We start from the raw sequence: 17,067 nt of genomic DNA, 5'->3' as shown, positions 1-17,067 counted from the left end.
GGGTAGCTAAGTCGGTAAGGGATAAACGCTGAAAGCATCTAAGCGTGAAGCCCACCTCAAGATGAGATTTCCCATAGCATAAGCTAGTAAGACCCCTTGAAGAACACAAGGTTGATAGGTCAGAGGTGTAAGCATGGTAACATGTTCAGCTGACTGATACTAATAGGTCGAGGGCTTGACCAATAAAAAACAGATGATCAACAAAAATTCATATGCAATTTTCAGAGAACAATCTGAATATCTGGTGATGATGGCATAGAGGAAACACTCCTTCCCATTCCGAACAGGAAAGTTAAGCTCTCTAGCGCTGATGGTACTTCATGGGTGACCGTGCGGGAGAGTAAGACGTTGCCAGGTACATACGGCTCGATAGCTCAGTTGGTAGAGCAGCGGATTGAAGATCCGCGTGTCGTAGGTTCGATTCCTACTCGAGCCACCATATATGGGGGTATAGCTCAGTTGGGAGAGCACTTGCCTTGCACGCAAGGGGTCAAGAGTTCGAATCTCTTTATCTCCACCAATTTTAAAGATGTTCTTAGGAACATCTTTTTTTGTATATTTATCCACAAAAAAATTAATATTTGTGGATAAATTAATAGAATTATTATAATAAATATTTAATTTATATTATTTACATTGTTAAATATTATATATATTGATAAAATTAAAGAGTAAAAGTTTAAATGAAAGAGGAGATTTAATATGGAAAATAAAGTATTAGCAACAGTTGCTTCAGTAGAAATAACTGAAAATGAATTAAATGACATAATATCAAAATATCCACAAGATAGAAGAATGATGTTTGAAACTGAACAAGGAAAGAAACAATTATTAGAACAAATGATATCATTTGAATTAATGAGCAAATTAGGTGAAGAATTAAAGTTAGATGAAACTGATGAATATAAGGAAACAGTTAAGCGTTTAGCTAAAGAAATATTAACTCAAATGACTATAAGCAAGATATTATCAGATATAACAGTTACTGATGAAGAAGCTAAAGAATATTATGAAGCCCACAAAGATTTATTTGAGGAAAAAGAAACAGTTTCAGCTAAGCACATATTAGTTGAAAATGAAGATGATGCAATTAAGATAAAAGAAGAAATAGAAAATGGAATGAGCTTTGAAGAAGCAGCTACTAAGTATTCAACTTGCCCATCAAAAGAACAAGGTGGAAATCTTGGTGCATTTAGCAGAGGAATGATGGTACCAGAATTTGAAGAAGCAGCTTTTGGAGCAGAAATCGGAAAAGTTACATCACCAGTTAAAACTCAATTTGGATATCATATAATCTTAGTTAATGAAAAAAATGAATCAAAGGTAAGACCATTTGAAGAAGTAAAAGATTCTGTTGTTCAACAATTAATTCAAGAAAGACAACAAAGAAAATATTTAGATGTATTAAAAGAATTAGAAGCTAAATATGGTGTTACTAGAAATTAGTAAAATAAAAGGTAATTTTCATAAGAAAATTACCTTTTATTATGTTAAATAATGTTTTAAATTAGATAATATTATAAATTAAATAATATCTTAAGTCGAAATTAATTTAAAATCTTTTCAGGAATCATTTCGTTGAAATTAGTAATAAACTTATCTGTTAATGAAATAATTTCATCTCTATCATCAAGATTTCTACTATCAGCTACACCTATAACCTTCATTTCGGCTTTTTTTGCACCTTTAATAGCTTGTACAATATCTTCAAATACTAAACATTCGCTAGGAGATACATTTAATTTCTTCGCTGCTAAAAGATATACGTCAGGTTCATGTTTTCCAACTGATACTTCATCTGTTATAGTTATCGCATCAAAATAATCATATATATTATTATTTTTCAAAACAACTTCAAGAAGATCACGAGAATTACTAGTAGCTAGTCCTATTTTTATGTTTGATTCTTTTAGAAACTTTAAGAATTCTACTACACCTTCTTTTAACTTTATGTCAGTTGAGTAATGATAATAAGCCATATCATTCCAACGTTGTTTTATTTCATCTAGAGAGTCTTTTAATTTAAATCTTTCTTTAAAATATACTGCAACTTGATTAAAGCTTAAATGACCGATTTCATCATTTAAGTTTTTAGGTACCTCTAAATTTTTTTCACTAAGATATTCTATATCTATTTGATCCCAAACCCACATAGAATCAATTAAAGTTCCATCTAAATCAAATATTACGCCTTTAATATTATTGAACATATTATGCCTCCTTTTAAAGCTAAAATAAATTTATAATAAATCTTATCATGCAATAATTATACAAGTATATTTATATATATGTCATCATTTTAGGAGTGTTATATAACAAATATTTTTAAATTAATGAAAATATTTGCGATTAATAATTTAAAATATAGTTGACATAATAATATTTGATTGTTTATATTACATATATCCTGGAAATACTAATTGATATAAATATATTAAATATTGTAAGGAGAGGGAATATAATATATGTTATGGTTTGGATTGGGAATAGGATATGTTTTAATTGTTATTGTAACTTTAGCTTTATGTAAAGCAGCAAGTTCTGATAGAATGCATTTAGAGAAAGCAGAAAATTCTGATAGAATAAATTTAGATAAATATGAGAATAAAAATAATTAAATATAATAAAAAAGACTATGATAAATACCATAGTCTTTTTTGGTCGGGGTGACAGGTCTCGAACCTGCGACCTCATGGTCCCAAACCATGCGCGCTACCATCTGCGCCACACCCCGTAACAACATATATATTATATTAAAAAATAATAAGCTTGTCAACTAATATTGCTATGAAGATAATTTTATTGTTTTCAATAAAGCTGTAAGGGAATTTTTGAAAGAGTTAAGTATAGGATGAGGATAATTTTAGTGTTTTTAATAAACTAAAATTTAATTGGATTAGTAAAATTTATATACAGTATGGTGCATATAGTCAAAAATAATAATTTATAGGAAAGTATATATTTTATTTAAGGCCTGAAAACTATAAAAAAATTATATATATTTACAAAATTGTTTTAAAAAAGTAGTTGACTTTAAGGAATATGTAATAAATTATGCTTGTACCACTAAAAAGGTAATGTTATAATAATAATTGTATTTCTAGTTTAGAAATGCAGAATTTGGAAGGGGGGTAGGTTCATAAAGAACCGAAGTACTCATGAAAAGAAAGATAGTTACTGCAATTATAGCAGGAATGTTAGTAGTAGGATCTGCTGTACCAGCATATGCTACGCCAACTAATTCACAAGTAAATCAAGTAAGAGATGAATACGCTGAATTAGGTCAAAAGATATCAGATATACAAAATAAAATAAGTGATTTAAATGTTAAGATAGAACCATTAGTACAAAAAGTACAAGAGAACAAAAAAGAGATTTCAAATACTAAAAAAGAAATTGAAACTACTAATAAAGAAATTGATCAAACTAAAGAAAAGATGAAACAACAAGAAGAAGTTCTTAATGGTAGACTTAGAGAATTATATAAGTCAGGTGGACAAACTAGTTACCTTTCATTAATATTTGGAGCAGATAGTTTTTCAGACTTAATAAGTAGATTAGATTCTGCTAACAGATTAGTAGAACTTGATAAAAATGTTGCAAATGAATTACTTGCAAACAAAAATAGCTTAGATGAAAAGATGACATCACTTCAAAATAAGAACAAAAAGCTTGAAGAATTAAATAATGAGACTGAAAAAGAATTAGATAACTTTAAGAAATTAAAGAGTGAACAAGAAAAGTTAGCAGAAGAAGCTAAGTCTGCACAAAAAGAATTTGATGCTAAGTATCTTTCAAAGGCTGAAAGACAAGTAATTTCAACACAATTAGATACTATAAACAATTCAAATAGCTCAAGTAGCGATTTAAAGAGTGCAATACAACAATTAAAGGACATAAGAGATAATCAAATAAAGAGTCCAACTGTAATTAAGGAAATTAATGATGCTTTAGATAAAGCTCAAAAAGCTGTAGTAAAGAAAGAAAAAGAGGAAAAAGAAGCAAGAGAAAGAAGAGAGAGAGAACAAAGAGAAGCAGCTGAAGCAGCTAGAAGAGCTCAACAAGCTTCTCAAAATAGAGGCGGATCAGTAAGTAGTTATTCATCAAACAACTCTACTAATTCATCAAATAGTAGTTCATCACATAGCAGTTCAGTGAATAACTCTTCATCAAACAATAGTTCTTCAAATAATAACAGCTCAAATAATAACAGTTCATCAAACAGTGGATCATCAAATAATGCTTCATCATCAAATAGTGGAACTCAATCAGGAAGCGTACAAGCTGTATTAAATGTAGCTTATGCTCAATTAGGAAAACCATATGTTTGGGGTGCAACAGGTCCAGATTCATTTGACTGTTCAGGATTTACAAGCTATGCATATAGCAAGGCAACAGGAATATATATTGGTAGAACGACATATGACCAAATTGGAGCAGGAGTATCTGTATCAAGAGATAACCTTAAGCCAGGAGATTTAGTATTCCCACATGCAGGACACGTTGGAATATATGTAGGTAACGGTAATATTATACATGCACCTCGTACAGGTGATGTTATTAAGGTATCACCAATATGGAGCTTCTATGGAGCAAGAAGAATATTAAATTAGAATTTTAATACATGAAAAAGACCCTAGAAAATCTAGGGTCTTTATTGTTATATTAATTAAGATTAATGATCTTGTCTAAGTTGTGAAGTGATTTTTTATAAGGTATAATTAGAAAAGAAATTTTAATTTAGAAGGATGAATAAATATGTCAATAAATAATAATGTTGAAATAAAAAATGATGAGAATATTGATGATTTACAATTAAATGGGTTAATGCTTATACAAAAGAAAGATGGATTTAAGTTCGGAGTAGATGCAGTATTATTATCAGATTTTGCAAATGTTAAGAAAAAGCATAAAGTTATTGATCTTTGCACTGGAACAGGAATAATACCTTTTTTATTATATGGAAAGTATAATCCAAGTAGCATAAAGGGAATAGAGATACAAGAAGATATGGTAGAAATGGCAAATAGAAGTGTGGAATTAAATAAAATCAATAACATTGAATTTATACATAGTGATTTAAAAGATATAAAGTTTTTAAAAACGTTAGAAAAAGCAGATGTTGTTACAGTTAATCCACCATATAAATTAAGTAATGCTGGAATAGTAAATCCTTCAGATAAATTATCTATTGCAAGACATGAAATATTATGCAATTTAGAAAATGTCATAGAAGCATCAAGAGTTTTATTAAAAGATAATGGAAGATTATTTATGGTTCATAGACCAGAAAGATTAGCAGACATAATTACTTTAATGAGAAAGTATAAGATAGAGCCTAAGAGAATAAGAATGGTTCATCCAAATAAAAATAAAGCTCCAAATATAGTGCTAGTTGAAGGACAAAGAGACGGAGGAGCATTTTTAAAATGGGATAATCCAATTTATGTTTATAATGAAGATGGAAGCTATTCAGATCAAATAAATGAAATTTATGGTAGAGGGGAGCAAAATAAGTAATGAGTCAAGGAAAATTATATTTAGTTCCTACTCCGATAGGAAATTTAAAAGATATAACATTAAGAGCTTTAGAAGTTCTTGAAAATGCTGATGTAGTAGCTGCTGAAGATACACGTCAAACTATAAAATTGTTAAATCATTTTAATCTAAAAAAAACCTTAATAAGTTATCATATGCATAATGAACAAGGAAAAAGTAACGAAATTCTAGAAAGATTAAAAAGCGGTGAAAATATTGCACTAGTAAGTGATGCAGGAATGCCTGGGATTTCAGATCCAGGAAGTGTTATAGTTAAAAAATGCATTGAAGAAGGACTAGATTTTGAAGTTCTGCCTGGAGCAACAGCATTTGCAACAGCTTTAATATATTCAGGATTAGATAGTTCAGCGTTTATGTTTAAAGGATTTATTCCAAGAGATAATAAATCAAGAAATATTTTAGTGGAAGAATTAAAGGATAGAAAAGAAACTTTAATATTTTATGAAGCTCCACATAGATTACTAAGTACCTTAGATTTCTTATTTAAAAACTTTGGAGATAGAAACATTGCAGTTTGCAGAGAGTTAACTAAGCTACATGAAGAAATTGTTAGAGGGAAATTATCAGAAGTAATGGAGCATTTTATAGATAATTCTCCAAGAGGAGAATTTGTTCTTGTTCTTGATGGATTAAGTGAGGAAGAGATAGAAAAAGAGAAAAGAGCAGAATTTGAAGAACTTTCTATAGAAGAGCATATAGTTAAATATATAAATGAAGGTTTAAGTAAAAAAGATGCTATTAAGAAAGTTGCAAAGGATAGAAAATTACCTAAAAGCGAAATATACAAATATTCAACTAATATATAGTTAAAAAAGCCATCAATTTAAAATTGATGGCTTTTATAATAATATAAATATACTTTAGGGGAAATATATTTATATTAATATTTTATTATCTCTTTAATTCAGCTAAGCAGTTCTTGCAGATATTCTTTCCTTTGTAGTTAACAACATCTCTAGCGTCACCACAGAAGATACAAGCTGGTTCATATTTCTTAAGTATGATTTGTTCACCGTCTACATATATTTCTAAAGCATCTTTTTCTGCTATATCTAAAGTTCTTCTTAATTCTATTGGAATAACTATTCTTCCTAATTCGTCTACTCTTCTAACTACACCTGTTGATTTCATAAAAGTTTCCTCCTAAAATTATCATCTATTTATAAATTGCAAAATACTTCATTTTTCGACAATTTCTATATTTATCTTACCAAAATTGTAATTTAAAGTCAACATTAAAAATAAGTACTTTTATTAAATTACAAAATTTGCTGTTAAATACTATACCAAACAATATACTACCAATTTTTTGAAATGTCAATACTTTACAAATTAAATTTTGACACCTAACTATTATAAAGGTAAAAATAGCTTGCTTACAAGAGTTAAAATTCAAAAAACTATAAAGAGAATAAAAAATTATAAAAAATCAAATTAGAATGAAAGGAATATCAATTAAAAACTTAAAATAATAAAATATAAATCAATAACTTAAAGGGGAAGGGTTTTAATTAAATTATAAAGGTATAAAAAATATGATTAAATATATTAAATAAGGAAAGAATAAAAATATAATAATGCTAAAATTAACTTGTAATAAGTTTATGCATACTATATAATAAAAGTAAGACTTATGTGGAGGTAAAGGTGAAAGTAAATGATTAACGAAATTAATGCAGAGTATATTAATGAGATTGCTGAAGAGATGTCTAAAAGAAATATGATTTCTTATGATGATTTACCAAAGTATGATTTGTTTTTATCTCAAGTTATTGATTATTTAAATGATAAATTTGTAGATGATAAATATACAAATAATATAGTTCAAAATTATATTAAAAGTGAAGTTATAACTAAACCTGAAGACGGAAAAAAAAGAGGTTATACTAAAATACATTTAGTTCAGTTAGTATTGCTTAGCTATATGAGACCTATACTTACTACTGAGGAAATAAAAAAAGTATTTAGTTTAGCTTTTAATCAAATTAATGATAGATCTGATGATATTATATCATGGGAAGCGGCATATAAGATATTTTCAAAAAATCAAAAAGAAACTTTAGATTCATTTTTATCAACATACATACATGAGGAAGAAAAATTAGAGAAAATAGTTAAAGAATTAAATTTAAATGATAAAGAGCAGGAAAAGGTTAGAACATTTTTATTAGTATTATCATTAATAGTTCAAGCAAGTATAATAAAGAAGATAATTCAGAAGATAGTAAGTGAATATCATGAAGAATAGTTTATAGATGATGCTTTAGCATCATCTTTTTATTTGCATAATTTATTAATGTATAATATTAAAGTTTAAAACCATATTATAATAAAAAGCCTTAATGATTAAATGAATTTAAATTAAAATGGATTACTAGTTATTTATGCATATAATTTTGCTATAAATAAAAATAAATGATATATTATGAAAGTAAAAATTAAAAATAGTATTGGTGATATGATGAAAAAGAACTCTAATAACAAGTCGGTGATAGATATATGTTTATATCTGATAATTAAGGTTAAAAGAGATGATATATTTGCTTTAGCTTCACAGTTAGCATATCATTTAATGTTGTCTTTTTTTCCTTTTTTAATTTTTTTAGTTACTTTAATAGGTTTTATTAAATTAAATTCTAATGAAGTTTTAGATGGACTTCAAAGAATACTTCCAACAGCGGTATTTGAATTAACTAGTACCACGATAGAAGAGGTCATAAATTCTCAACATACTGGATTATTAGGAGTATCAGTAATCTTAACAATTTGGTCTGCTTCTTCAGCTTTTAGAGGTGTAACAAAAGGTGTTAATAAAGCTTACAATATACAAGAAAATAGATCATTTATAAAAAGGGCTATGATAGGGATGATAAGTGTTGTAGCCTTAGCGTTGGCAATAATTAGTACGCTTTTAATGCTTGTATTTGGTGGACTTATAGGAGAAATTTTAAATAAATATTTACCATTTGCATATGTTATAGATTTTATTTGGAATATATTAAGATATGTAATTGTAATTGTTATGATGATTATAATATTTGCTATGATCTATAAATTAACTCCAGCTAAAAGAATTAAATTTAAAAATGTATTACCAGGAGCAATAGTATCAACTATTGGTTGGTTAGTAGTTTCATTAGGTTTTTCATTTTATGTGAATAATTTTAGTCATTATTCTAGGTTTTATGGTAGCATTTGGACAGTATTTGTTTTAATGATTTGGCTTTTTATAACATCAATAGTTTTTATATTTGGAGTTGAATTGAATTCTATTTTAGAAAAGTCACAAAGAAAGGATATATAAATTATAATTTATATATCCTTTCTTTTATTTAAAAATTATTTTTCATATCCATTAGGATTATTTTGATGCCATTTCCAAGCTGTTTCTATTATTGTTTCAACACTATTAAATTTAGGTTTCCAGTGAAGTTCTTCTATAGCTTTTTCACTTGAAGCTATAAGAACTGCAGGGTCTCCAGCTCTACGAGGAGCAACCTCAGCAGGGATAGGATGTCCAGTAACTTTTCTAGCGATTTCAATCATTTCTTTAACTGAGAAACCAGTTCCGTTTCCTAGGTTGTAAATTCTACTTTCTCCACCATTCATTAATCTTTCAAGTGCAAGAGAGTGAGCTGAAGCTAAATCAGATACATGTATATAATCTCTTATACAGCTTCCATCTTTAGTATCATAATCATCACCGAATATCATTATTTTTTCACGTTTTCCTAAAGCAACATCTAATATAAGTGGAATTAAATGAGTTTCAGGAGAATGATCTTCACCTATTTTTCCATTTATATGAGCACCAGCTGCATTAAAATATCTAAGTGTAGTATATTTTATACCATAAGCTTTATCGCACCAATTTAATATTTTTTCAACAAGAAGCTTTGATTCACCATAAGCATTTGTTGGAACAGTTTTACTTTCTTCTAATATTGGAATTGAATCTGGTTCTCCATAAGTAGCTGCAGTTGATGAGAAAACAATATATTTTACATTGTGATCTCTCATAGCTTCAAGAAGACTTATAGTTCCATAAACATTATTATTAAAGTACTTTAGTGGTTCTGTCATACTTTCTCCAACTAAAGAATAAGCAGCAAAATCGATTACAGCTTCTATATCGTTTTCATTAAAGATCTTATCTAATACTGATCTATCTCTTAAATCACCTTTATATAATTTTCCACCAAGAAGTGCGTCTTTATGTCCTTTCTCAAAGTTGTCTAATACAACTACTTCTTTTCCATTTTCTAATAATTCAGCAACCATGTGGCTTCCTATGTAGCCAGCACCTCCGCAAACTAGTATTGCCATATAATGTCCTCCTATTTGTATATAACTTTATTTACCATCATAAAATAATTATCTACCAAAATAATTATATCATTAAAAATTATCCATCAAAATAATTATATCATTAAAATTTTTTATAGCAATAATAATATAATTAAAAATATCTAAATTTAAGTATAGTTTGAATAATATCCATTATTAGGGTAATACTTTTAAATATAATTGCTCAGGAGGTAGAAAAATGAATAAAATAGTATTACTAGGAAGATTAATAAAGGACCCTGAACTTAGATATCTAGAAGATAGTGATAAAGTCAATTCAAAATTTATTATTGCAGTTGAAAGAAGTTTTAAGTCCTTAGATGGAACAAGAAAATCTGATTTGATTCCTATAACTGTATGGGGAAAGAAAGCTGAGGTTATATGTAAATATCTTAAAAAAGGTGATTATATAAGTTTAAGTGGAAGATTAAGAACAGGAAGTTATGAAGATAAAGAAGGAAATAAGAAATATATAGCTGAAGTTTCTTTAGAAGATTTTAAATTCGTTGGTAGAAGAAATAATCATCAAGAAAATAAATTAGCAGATTGATATAAAATTTACAAAAAATTATTAGAATATATTGTAGCTTTACAAAATTGTATGGTATAATGAAATTATAATTAGTGGTAACGTATTCACGTTTCAATTATGGTTGTTAGGGAAGATGAGAGGAAAAAGAGCTTAATAGCTCTTTTTTTTATACTTTTTATAAAATTTTATATATAAATATAAAAAAATAATAATAGTTTATCATTAAATATATAATTATAAATCAAATTAAATATTAATATAGAATATAGTGTATTTTAGTTAATTATTACTCAAATTGGCTTATAAATGGAAAATAGTATCAGTAAAAATACGAAACATGTCAATAAAAAAGTATTTTTATTAACACCCTTTGACATATTTCACAATATATATATGTTATATTGTACTAGAAGAAATATTTATGGGATATAAAGGGGGATTATCATGGTAAAAGAAGAATTTATGTTTTCTAGAGTTACAAATGGCATTGAAAGAAAATATAAATATAAGCTTGTAAAAAGCTTAATGGGACAAGATGAAGTGTTTGGTATAGAGGTAGAAAGGATTGAAGTTAAAGGAGATGTAATTATAAATTCATTTAAAGATTCAGTAGAGTTAATTTCACCCATAAAAGAAAAGGTTATCAAACTATTAAATATGCTTTATGAAAATCAAGTATCACCAATTCATTTAGTTGATATAATAGGACCTTATGTTGATGAGTATGTTAGTGATTTTAATAAAATATATTCAGAAGATGTAAATATAGTTAGAGTATAGAAAAACAAACATCTTTATTTGTAGTAAAATGTAGTATATATAGTGTATTACATAGGAGGATAAATTAAGATGATAATTGGTATAGGAACTGATATTATTGAGATAGATAGGGTTAAAAAAGCGGTTGATAGAAATCCTAGATTCTTAGAAAAAATGTTTACTAAACAAGAAATTGAATTTTTTAAAAGTAGAAAATTAAAAGCAGAAACTATAGCAGGATCTTTTGCAGTAAAAGAAGCAGTAAGCAAAGCTTTAGGGACTGGGATAAGAGGATTTGCTTTTAATGATATTGAAGTATTAAGAAACGATTTAGGTAAACCTTTAGTATTTTTAAGTGAAAAGATACTAAATTATTTAAATATCAAGGAAGTTAGAATACATGCTACTATATCTCATAATTTAGATACTGCCGTTGCATTTGTTGTAATTGAGGAGGCGTAATTTCTATGGAAATTTTAAGTAGAGATAATTGTAGGAAAATAGATTATGAAACAATTAATAAGGTAGGAATTCCATCAATTGTTTTAATGGAAAATGCAGCAAATGAAATAGTTAATATTATAAAGAATATTGGAAATAAAATAATTGTTTTTTGTGGTGTAGGAAATAATGGTGGAGATGGATTAGCAATAGCAAGAAAATTATATTTATTAGGTAAAGATGTAGAAGTGATTTTAATTGGAGATATAAATAAGTTAACTAATGACTGTAATTTAAATCTTCAAATAGTTAGAAATTTAAATATACCTGTAACTAATATAAATGATGAGTTTTCTAAAACATATATAATAGAAAAGATTATAAGTTCTGATTATATAGTAGATTCTATATTTGGAATTGGATTAAATAGGGATGTTTCAGGGATTTATAAAGATATAATAGAAATAATAAATGAATTTTCTAAGTTTATAGTAGCAGTAGATATACCATCTGGAATGGATGCTAATACTGGAAAAAAGCTTAATGTAGCAGTAAAAGCAAATATTACATGCACAGTTGAAGTTATGAAAAAGGGTTTTATGGCAACTAAAGCTATAGATTTAACTGGAGATATAAAAATAATTAATATAGGTATACCGAATTATATAAAAGAACAAAACAGTGAAAAAATTTACATATTATCAAAAGAAAAATATAAAAGAATAATACCTATAAGAGGTAAGACAGGTCATAAAGGAAATTACGGTAAGGTATTAATAGTTGCAGGCAGTGAAAAATATTATGGGGCAGCATTTATAACAACAGAAGCTTGTGTTAGAACTGGAAGTGGATTAGTGACTTTATTGACACATAAAGAAGCTGCTAGTGCATTAAAAAGCAGATTAATTGAAGCAATGATACAGGAATATTCAAGTTATGAGGATATAAAAACCTTAGAAAATTTTGATGTTATAGCATGTGGACCAGGACTAGATAAAAGTGAAAATAGCAAAGCTATATTAAAGAAAATTATAGAAGAGACAAATTGCAATTTAGTTTTAGATGCCGATGCTCTTAATATAATTAGTGAAAATAAAGATTTAATTAGTGGACTAAAGGGAAGAACTGTAATAACACCTCACCCAGGAGAAATGGCTAGATTAGTTGGAAAAAGTGTTGCTGAAGTTGAAGAGGATAGAATTTGTATTGCTAAAAAATTTGCAAAAGAGAATGATATTATAGTTTTATTAAAAGGATACAATACAGTTATTACAGATGGTGAAAATGTATTTATTAATAGAACAGGAAACAGTAAAATGGCATCTGGTGGAATGGGCGATTGCTTAACTGGAATTATAGCTTCTTTTATAGGTCAAAAGAATAATATTATAGAAGCAACTCTTCTAGGTGCTTATGTACATGGGTATATAGGTGATGAATTATCAAAATCAAATTATATAGTAAATGCAAGAGATATAATAGATTACTTACCCAAAACAATAGAAAAATTATGTGAAAATTAGAATAAAATCCTTCAAAGTTTAATATTAGTATTAATGAATAATTAAATGGCGGAGGAATTATGAAATTTTTTAAGAAATCTAAAAAATCAATTAATAACAAAGAAAAAGATATAAAAAAGAAAAGTCATATAAAGAGAAACATACTAATTACATTGTTAATGATAATACCTTTTATATCTATAATTTTAGCAATTTTATTTAGGCATGCTGTAGCTCCAACAAATGAAGAAATAATAGAACATGTAAAAAACATGAAAAAATATGATACTATTGCTGAATACACAATAAGTAATAATAGAGCAACATATAATGAAAAAACTAAAATTTTATTTTTTGATGATCATGGATTTAGAATAGATTTTGGAGAAGAACTTACAAAACTTTATTATGAAGATAAAATAGTAATGGCATATAATAAGAAAAATGAAAAATATGAAGTAAAAAGAGATTTAGATAGTTTATATCCATTAGGTGTAATGAGTGAAATATTTAAAAATCCTGTTTTGGAAGTATCTGAAGGACAACAAGAATGGGGAGATTTACAATATTTAAAAGTAGATTTTGATTTAATAACAAACAATAATCATTTAGATAAAGCTACTTTATATATAGATAAATCTAAAAAACAACCATTGTTAATAAAAATTTATGACAATAAAGGCTCAGAAAGAGTTAAAATAGAATATAGAGAATTTAATAAAGATATTACATATGAGGAAGAAAATTTTGAGATTAAGTATTAAATAAAATTAATATTTATTAGGTAACAGTAAGAATAAATAAAAAATTACAAAAGATAAGGGACAATTATAAAAATTTTTGGATATTGTAATATTGAGAAGTAAAAAAATAAAGAATGATATTTATATATTATTTAATCAATAAAAATAAAATAAGCCAATTAAGTAACATTAAAAAACAATATAGTTCATCTTAAATGAAGCAAAAAAGTAATGTACATAAGTGATGGAGACCACATTTAAATTTAAGTGAGATTATATTATTAATATATTTTAGATTTTGATAATATTAAAGATAAATTTATGCAATTTATAGACAAGCATATTATAAATTGTAGGAAAATTAATGCGATTATTAAAAAATATTTGCATATTATTACAAATTAGAACAAAGTAGAACAAATATTACAAATCCTTTGACACAATGACATATTTTTATATATAATTAAATATACATAAAAACTCTTTGATAAATAGGAGGGATTATCATGTCATGTCAAAAGGAATTAAAAAAATTGTATTTAGAGAGAAATAATTGTAAATATAATACTGATAACGTAATATTATATATAGATGATAAATTTAATAAAGATATGGAAAAGGTTATGAAAAAGGGATACCAAGAAATGGCTTTTATAAATTTACAATTAGCTTCGATGACAGAACGTGAACTAGTTGATATTGATGATTATGAGGCATGGCTTTGCGGAGAGTGATAATTCTTATGACGACTATGGTAGTAAAAAGAGGCGATATATTTTATGCTGATTTAAGTCCGGTTATAGGGTCGGAACAAGGTGGCATAAGGCCTGTGATAATTATTCAAAATGATATAGGTAATAGATATAGTCCAACTGTTATTATTGCGGCTATAACATCTCAAATTAATAAAGCTAAATTACCTACACATGTTGAAATATCTTCAGAGGAATATGGGTTAAATAGAGATTCAGTTGTATTATTAGAACAAGTTAGAACTTTAGACAAGAGAAGATTGAAAGAGAAGATTGGTCATATGACTGAAGAGGATATGAAAAAAGTTAATAAAGCTTTACTTATAAGTTTAAATTTAATTTAGATAATTAAAAAAGAGCTACGCAGATGATTACATCTGTGTAGCTTTTGTTATTTTGTGATGTTTATTAAAAAAATAATATACATTATAGATTATTAGTATATACTAAATAATTAAATATACGATACTATTTAAAAAGTATTATGTATTATAGTGTATACAAGCAGTTAAATATATGGTAAAATAATTCATGTAAAAAACGGAAAACTAAATCTATAAATGTTAAATTAAACTAGGAGGACATAAAATGAAAAAGAATAAAGAAGAGCTAATTAATATAGCTAAAATTATAAGAAAAGATATAGTATCAATGCTAACAGAATCAGCTTCAGGACATCCAGGTGGATCATTATCTGCAACTGATATTATAACTACATTGTTCTTTAATGAAATGAACATAGATCCTAAAAATCCTAAAATGGAAGATAGAGATAGATTTGTTTTATCAAAAGGTCATGCAGCACCAGCATTATATAGTGCTTTAGCAAGAAGAGGTTTCTTTGATCCTAAAGAATTAAATACATTAAGAAAGATAGGATCTAATCTTCAAGGTCATCCTAATATGAATGATCTTCCTGGAATTGATATGTCAACAGGTTCATTAGGTCAAGGAATATCAGCAGCTGTAGGAATGGCGTTAGCTGGAAAACTTGATAATAAGAATTATAGAGTTTACTCATTACTTGGAGATGGAGAATTAGAAGAAGGTCAAGTATGGGAAGCTGCTATGTCAGGAGCACATTATAATTTAGATAATTTAACAATATTTATAGATTTTAATGGTCTACAAATTGATGGAGATATTACAGAAGTAATGAATCCTTCTCCAATAGATAAGAAGTTTGAAGCATTCGGATGGAATGTATTAGTTATAGATGGACATAATTATGATGAAATTTTAGATGCGATTGAAAAAGCTAAGAATCATAAAGGACAACCAACAGCAATAGTTTGTAAAACTGTAAAAGGAAAAGGTGTTTCATTTATGGAAAATGAAGCAGCATGGCATGGAACTGCTCCTAACAGAGAACAATGTGAAAAAGCTTTAGAAGAAATTGGAGGGGAACAATAATATGAGTAATAAAATAGCAACAAGAGAAGCTTACGGAAAAGCATTAAAAGAATTAGCATCAATAAATGAAAATGTAGTTGTATTAGATGCTGACCTTTCAAAATCAACAAAAACTGCAGAATTTAAATCAGTTGCAAAAGAAAGATTCTTTAATATGGGAATAGCTGAAGCTAATATGATGGGTGTTGCAGCAGGTATGTCAACTTGTGGCAAAATTCCTTATGTAAGTACTTTTGCAATGTTTGCAGCAGGAAGAGCTTTTGAACAAATAAGAAACTCAATATGTTATCCAAATTTAAATGTAAAGATTTGTGCAACTCATGCAGGATTAACAGTTGGTGAAGATGGTGCATCTCACCAAGCAATTGAAGATATATCTTTAATGAGAAGTATTCCAAACATGACAGTTATAAATCCAGCTGATGCTGTTGAAGCTGAAGCAGTAATAAAAGCTATTGCAGAGTTTAATGGACCTTGCTATGTAAGACTTGGTAGAGCTGCTGTAAATGTAGTAAATGATAAGGATACTTATAAATTTGAACTTGGAAAAGGCGTTTCATTAAAAGAAGGAAATGATGTAACAATAGTTGCTACAGGTATAATGGTTGATGCGGCTATAGAAGCAGCAGATATGTTAGCTAAAGACGGAATAGAAGCTAGAGTTATAAACATACACACAATTAAGCCAATAGACAAAGATTTATTAGTTAAAGCAGCAAAGGAAACAGGTGCTTTAGTAACTGCTGAAGAACATAGTGTTATAGGCGGTTTAGGATCAGCAGTATCTGAGGTTTTAAGCGAAGAATATCCAGTACCAGTATTAAAAGTTGGTGTTCAAGATAAGTTTGGTGAAAGCGGAAAGCCAGATGAATTATTAGAAGCATATGGATTAACAGCAAAAGATATAGCTAAAAAAGCTAAGAAGGCAATTAGTTTAAAAAAATAGTATAATACAAATTAAATTTTAAGTGGCAACATAGCAGTTATACTATGTTGCCATTTTGACTATAATAAAACTT

Annotated in this window: 19 protein-coding genes, 3 tRNA genes and 2 rRNA genes; 20 read left to right on the top strand and 4 right to left on the bottom strand. The window is 27.2% G+C overall.

Annotated features, from left to right (window positions below):
- The 5 genes from SPJ33_RS08835 to SPJ33_RS08815 form a co-directional block, all read left to right on the top strand.
- Positions 1–183 (top strand): 23S ribosomal RNA (locus SPJ33_RS08835); the annotation flags it as partial.
- A 57-nt stretch (positions 184–240) separates the two neighbouring features.
- Positions 241–357, top strand: a 5S ribosomal RNA gene (rrf, locus tag SPJ33_RS08830).
- Positions 358–363: 6 nt separating this feature from the next.
- Positions 364–439: transfer RNA gene (locus tag SPJ33_RS08825), tRNA-Phe, on the top strand.
- Positions 440–444: 5 nt separating this feature from the next.
- Positions 445–520 (top strand) — tRNA-Ala (locus SPJ33_RS08820).
- Positions 521–702: 182 nt separating this feature from the next.
- Positions 703–1,446, top strand: coding sequence for a peptidyl-prolyl cis-trans isomerase (locus tag SPJ33_RS08815; protein ID WP_321117593.1), 744 nt, complete (start codon positions 703–705; stop codon positions 1,444–1,446).
- A 101-nt stretch (positions 1,447–1,547) separates the two neighbouring features.
- On the opposite strand, the gene SPJ33_RS08810 is transcribed toward SPJ33_RS08815, so the two are convergent.
- Positions 1,548–2,210, bottom strand: coding sequence for an HAD family phosphatase (locus SPJ33_RS08810; protein WP_321117592.1), 663 nt, complete (start codon positions 2,208–2,210; stop codon positions 1,548–1,550).
- 255 nt (positions 2,211–2,465) lie between these two features.
- Here SPJ33_RS08810 and SPJ33_RS08805 point away from each other — a divergent pair, with 255 nt between their 5' ends.
- Positions 2,466–2,618 (top strand): hypothetical protein, encoded by a 153-nt coding sequence (locus SPJ33_RS08805; protein ID WP_321117591.1) that lies wholly within the window; start codon positions 2,466–2,468, stop codon positions 2,616–2,618.
- Between the two features lie 40 nt (positions 2,619–2,658).
- Here the strand turns inward: SPJ33_RS08805 and SPJ33_RS08800 are convergent.
- Positions 2,659–2,734: transfer RNA gene (locus SPJ33_RS08800), tRNA-Pro, on the bottom strand.
- A 424-nt stretch (positions 2,735–3,158) separates the two neighbouring features.
- On the opposite strand from SPJ33_RS08800, the gene SPJ33_RS08795 reads away from it, so the two are divergent.
- From SPJ33_RS08795 to rsmI, 3 genes are all read left to right on the top strand, one after another.
- Positions 3,159–4,613 carry an NlpC/P60 family protein gene (locus SPJ33_RS08795; RefSeq protein WP_321117590.1) on the top strand — a complete coding sequence of 485 codons (1,455 nt, stop codon included), beginning with the start codon at positions 3,159–3,161 and terminating at the stop codon, positions 4,611–4,613.
- Positions 4,614–4,758: 145 nt separating this feature from the next.
- A complete protein-coding gene (locus SPJ33_RS08790; RefSeq protein ID WP_321117589.1) occupies positions 4,759–5,520 on the top strand; it encodes a tRNA1(Val) (adenine(37)-N6)-methyltransferase in 762 nt (253 codons plus the stop codon).
- The gene (rsmI, locus tag SPJ33_RS08785; protein ID WP_321117587.1) at positions 5,520–6,365 is read left to right on the top strand and encodes a 16S rRNA (cytidine(1402)-2'-O)-methyltransferase; all 846 of its coding nucleotides are present in this window, start codon (positions 5,520–5,522) and stop codon (positions 6,363–6,365) included. The genes SPJ33_RS08790 and rsmI overlap by 1 nt, the downstream gene beginning before the upstream one ends.
- 85 nt (positions 6,366–6,450) lie before the next feature.
- Here rsmI and SPJ33_RS08780 read toward each other — a convergent pair whose 3' ends face one another.
- A complete protein-coding gene (locus tag SPJ33_RS08780) occupies positions 6,451–6,690 on the bottom strand; it encodes an AbrB/MazE/SpoVT family DNA-binding domain-containing protein (RefSeq protein ID WP_039311870.1) in 240 nt (79 codons plus the stop codon).
- A 526-nt stretch (positions 6,691–7,216) separates the two neighbouring features.
- Here SPJ33_RS08780 and SPJ33_RS08775 point away from each other — a divergent pair.
- Positions 7,217–7,807 carry a DUF1836 domain-containing protein gene (locus SPJ33_RS08775; protein ID WP_321117586.1) on the top strand — a complete coding sequence of 197 codons (591 nt, stop codon included), beginning with the start codon at positions 7,217–7,219 and terminating at the stop codon, positions 7,805–7,807.
- Positions 7,808–8,017: 210 nt separating this feature from the next.
- Complete coding sequence (locus SPJ33_RS08770; protein WP_321117600.1) at positions 8,018–8,863, top strand: YihY/virulence factor BrkB family protein; 846 nt, start codon at positions 8,018–8,020, stop codon at positions 8,861–8,863.
- A 35-nt stretch (positions 8,864–8,898) separates the two neighbouring features.
- On the opposite strand, the gene galE is transcribed toward SPJ33_RS08770, so the two are convergent.
- On the bottom strand, positions 8,899–9,885 hold the full coding sequence (gene galE / locus SPJ33_RS08765; protein ID WP_321117585.1) for a UDP-glucose 4-epimerase GalE: 987 nt from the start codon (positions 9,883–9,885) through the stop codon (positions 8,899–8,901).
- 220 nt (positions 9,886–10,105) lie between these two features.
- On the opposite strand from galE, the gene SPJ33_RS08760 reads away from it, so the two are divergent.
- From SPJ33_RS08760 to SPJ33_RS08720, 9 genes are all read left to right on the top strand, one after another.
- On the top strand, positions 10,106–10,456 hold the full coding sequence (locus SPJ33_RS08760) for a single-stranded DNA-binding protein (protein ID WP_321117584.1): 351 nt from the start codon (positions 10,106–10,108) through the stop codon (positions 10,454–10,456).
- A gap of 426 nt (positions 10,457–10,882) precedes the next feature.
- On the top strand, positions 10,883–11,218 hold the full coding sequence (locus tag SPJ33_RS08755) for a DUF6514 family protein (RefSeq protein WP_321117583.1): 336 nt from the start codon (positions 10,883–10,885) through the stop codon (positions 11,216–11,218).
- 69 nt (positions 11,219–11,287) lie between these two features.
- A complete protein-coding gene (gene acpS / locus SPJ33_RS08750; RefSeq protein ID WP_321117582.1) occupies positions 11,288–11,659 on the top strand; it encodes a holo-ACP synthase in 372 nt (123 codons plus the stop codon).
- Between the two features lie 5 nt (positions 11,660–11,664).
- Positions 11,665–13,161, top strand: a complete 1,497-nt coding sequence (locus SPJ33_RS08745) for an NAD(P)H-hydrate dehydratase (protein ID WP_321117581.1) — start codon at positions 11,665–11,667, stop codon at positions 13,159–13,161.
- 59 nt (positions 13,162–13,220) lie between these two features.
- Entirely contained in the window at positions 13,221–13,904 is a 684-nt protein-coding gene (locus SPJ33_RS08740) for a germination lipoprotein GerS-related protein (RefSeq protein ID WP_321117580.1), read from the top strand.
- A 485-nt stretch (positions 13,905–14,389) separates the two neighbouring features.
- Positions 14,390–14,617 (top strand): hypothetical protein, encoded by a 228-nt coding sequence (locus SPJ33_RS08735; protein WP_321117579.1) that lies wholly within the window; start codon positions 14,390–14,392, stop codon positions 14,615–14,617.
- 8 nt (positions 14,618–14,625) lie between these two features.
- A complete protein-coding gene (locus tag SPJ33_RS08730) occupies positions 14,626–14,979 on the top strand; it encodes a type II toxin-antitoxin system PemK/MazF family toxin (protein ID WP_321117599.1) in 354 nt (117 codons plus the stop codon).
- Between the two features lie 244 nt (positions 14,980–15,223).
- Positions 15,224–16,048 carry a transketolase gene (locus tag SPJ33_RS08725; RefSeq protein ID WP_321117578.1) on the top strand — a complete coding sequence of 275 codons (825 nt, stop codon included), beginning with the start codon at positions 15,224–15,226 and terminating at the stop codon, positions 16,046–16,048.
- Between the two features lies 1 nt (position 16,049).
- Positions 16,050–16,994: a transketolase family protein gene (locus SPJ33_RS08720; protein ID WP_321117577.1), complete on the top strand. Its 945-nt coding sequence runs from the start codon at positions 16,050–16,052 to the stop codon at positions 16,992–16,994.
- The last annotated feature ends 73 nt before the right edge of the window (positions 16,995–17,067 follow it).

It is taken from the genome of Clostridium sp. (genome assembly GCF_034179595.1).
In the GTDB taxonomy this organism is placed as follows: domain Bacteria; phylum Bacillota; class Clostridia; order Clostridiales; family Clostridiaceae; genus Clostridium.
Note: the sequence above shows the minus strand (reverse complement) of the source record. Positions and strands in the feature narration are given on the sequence as shown.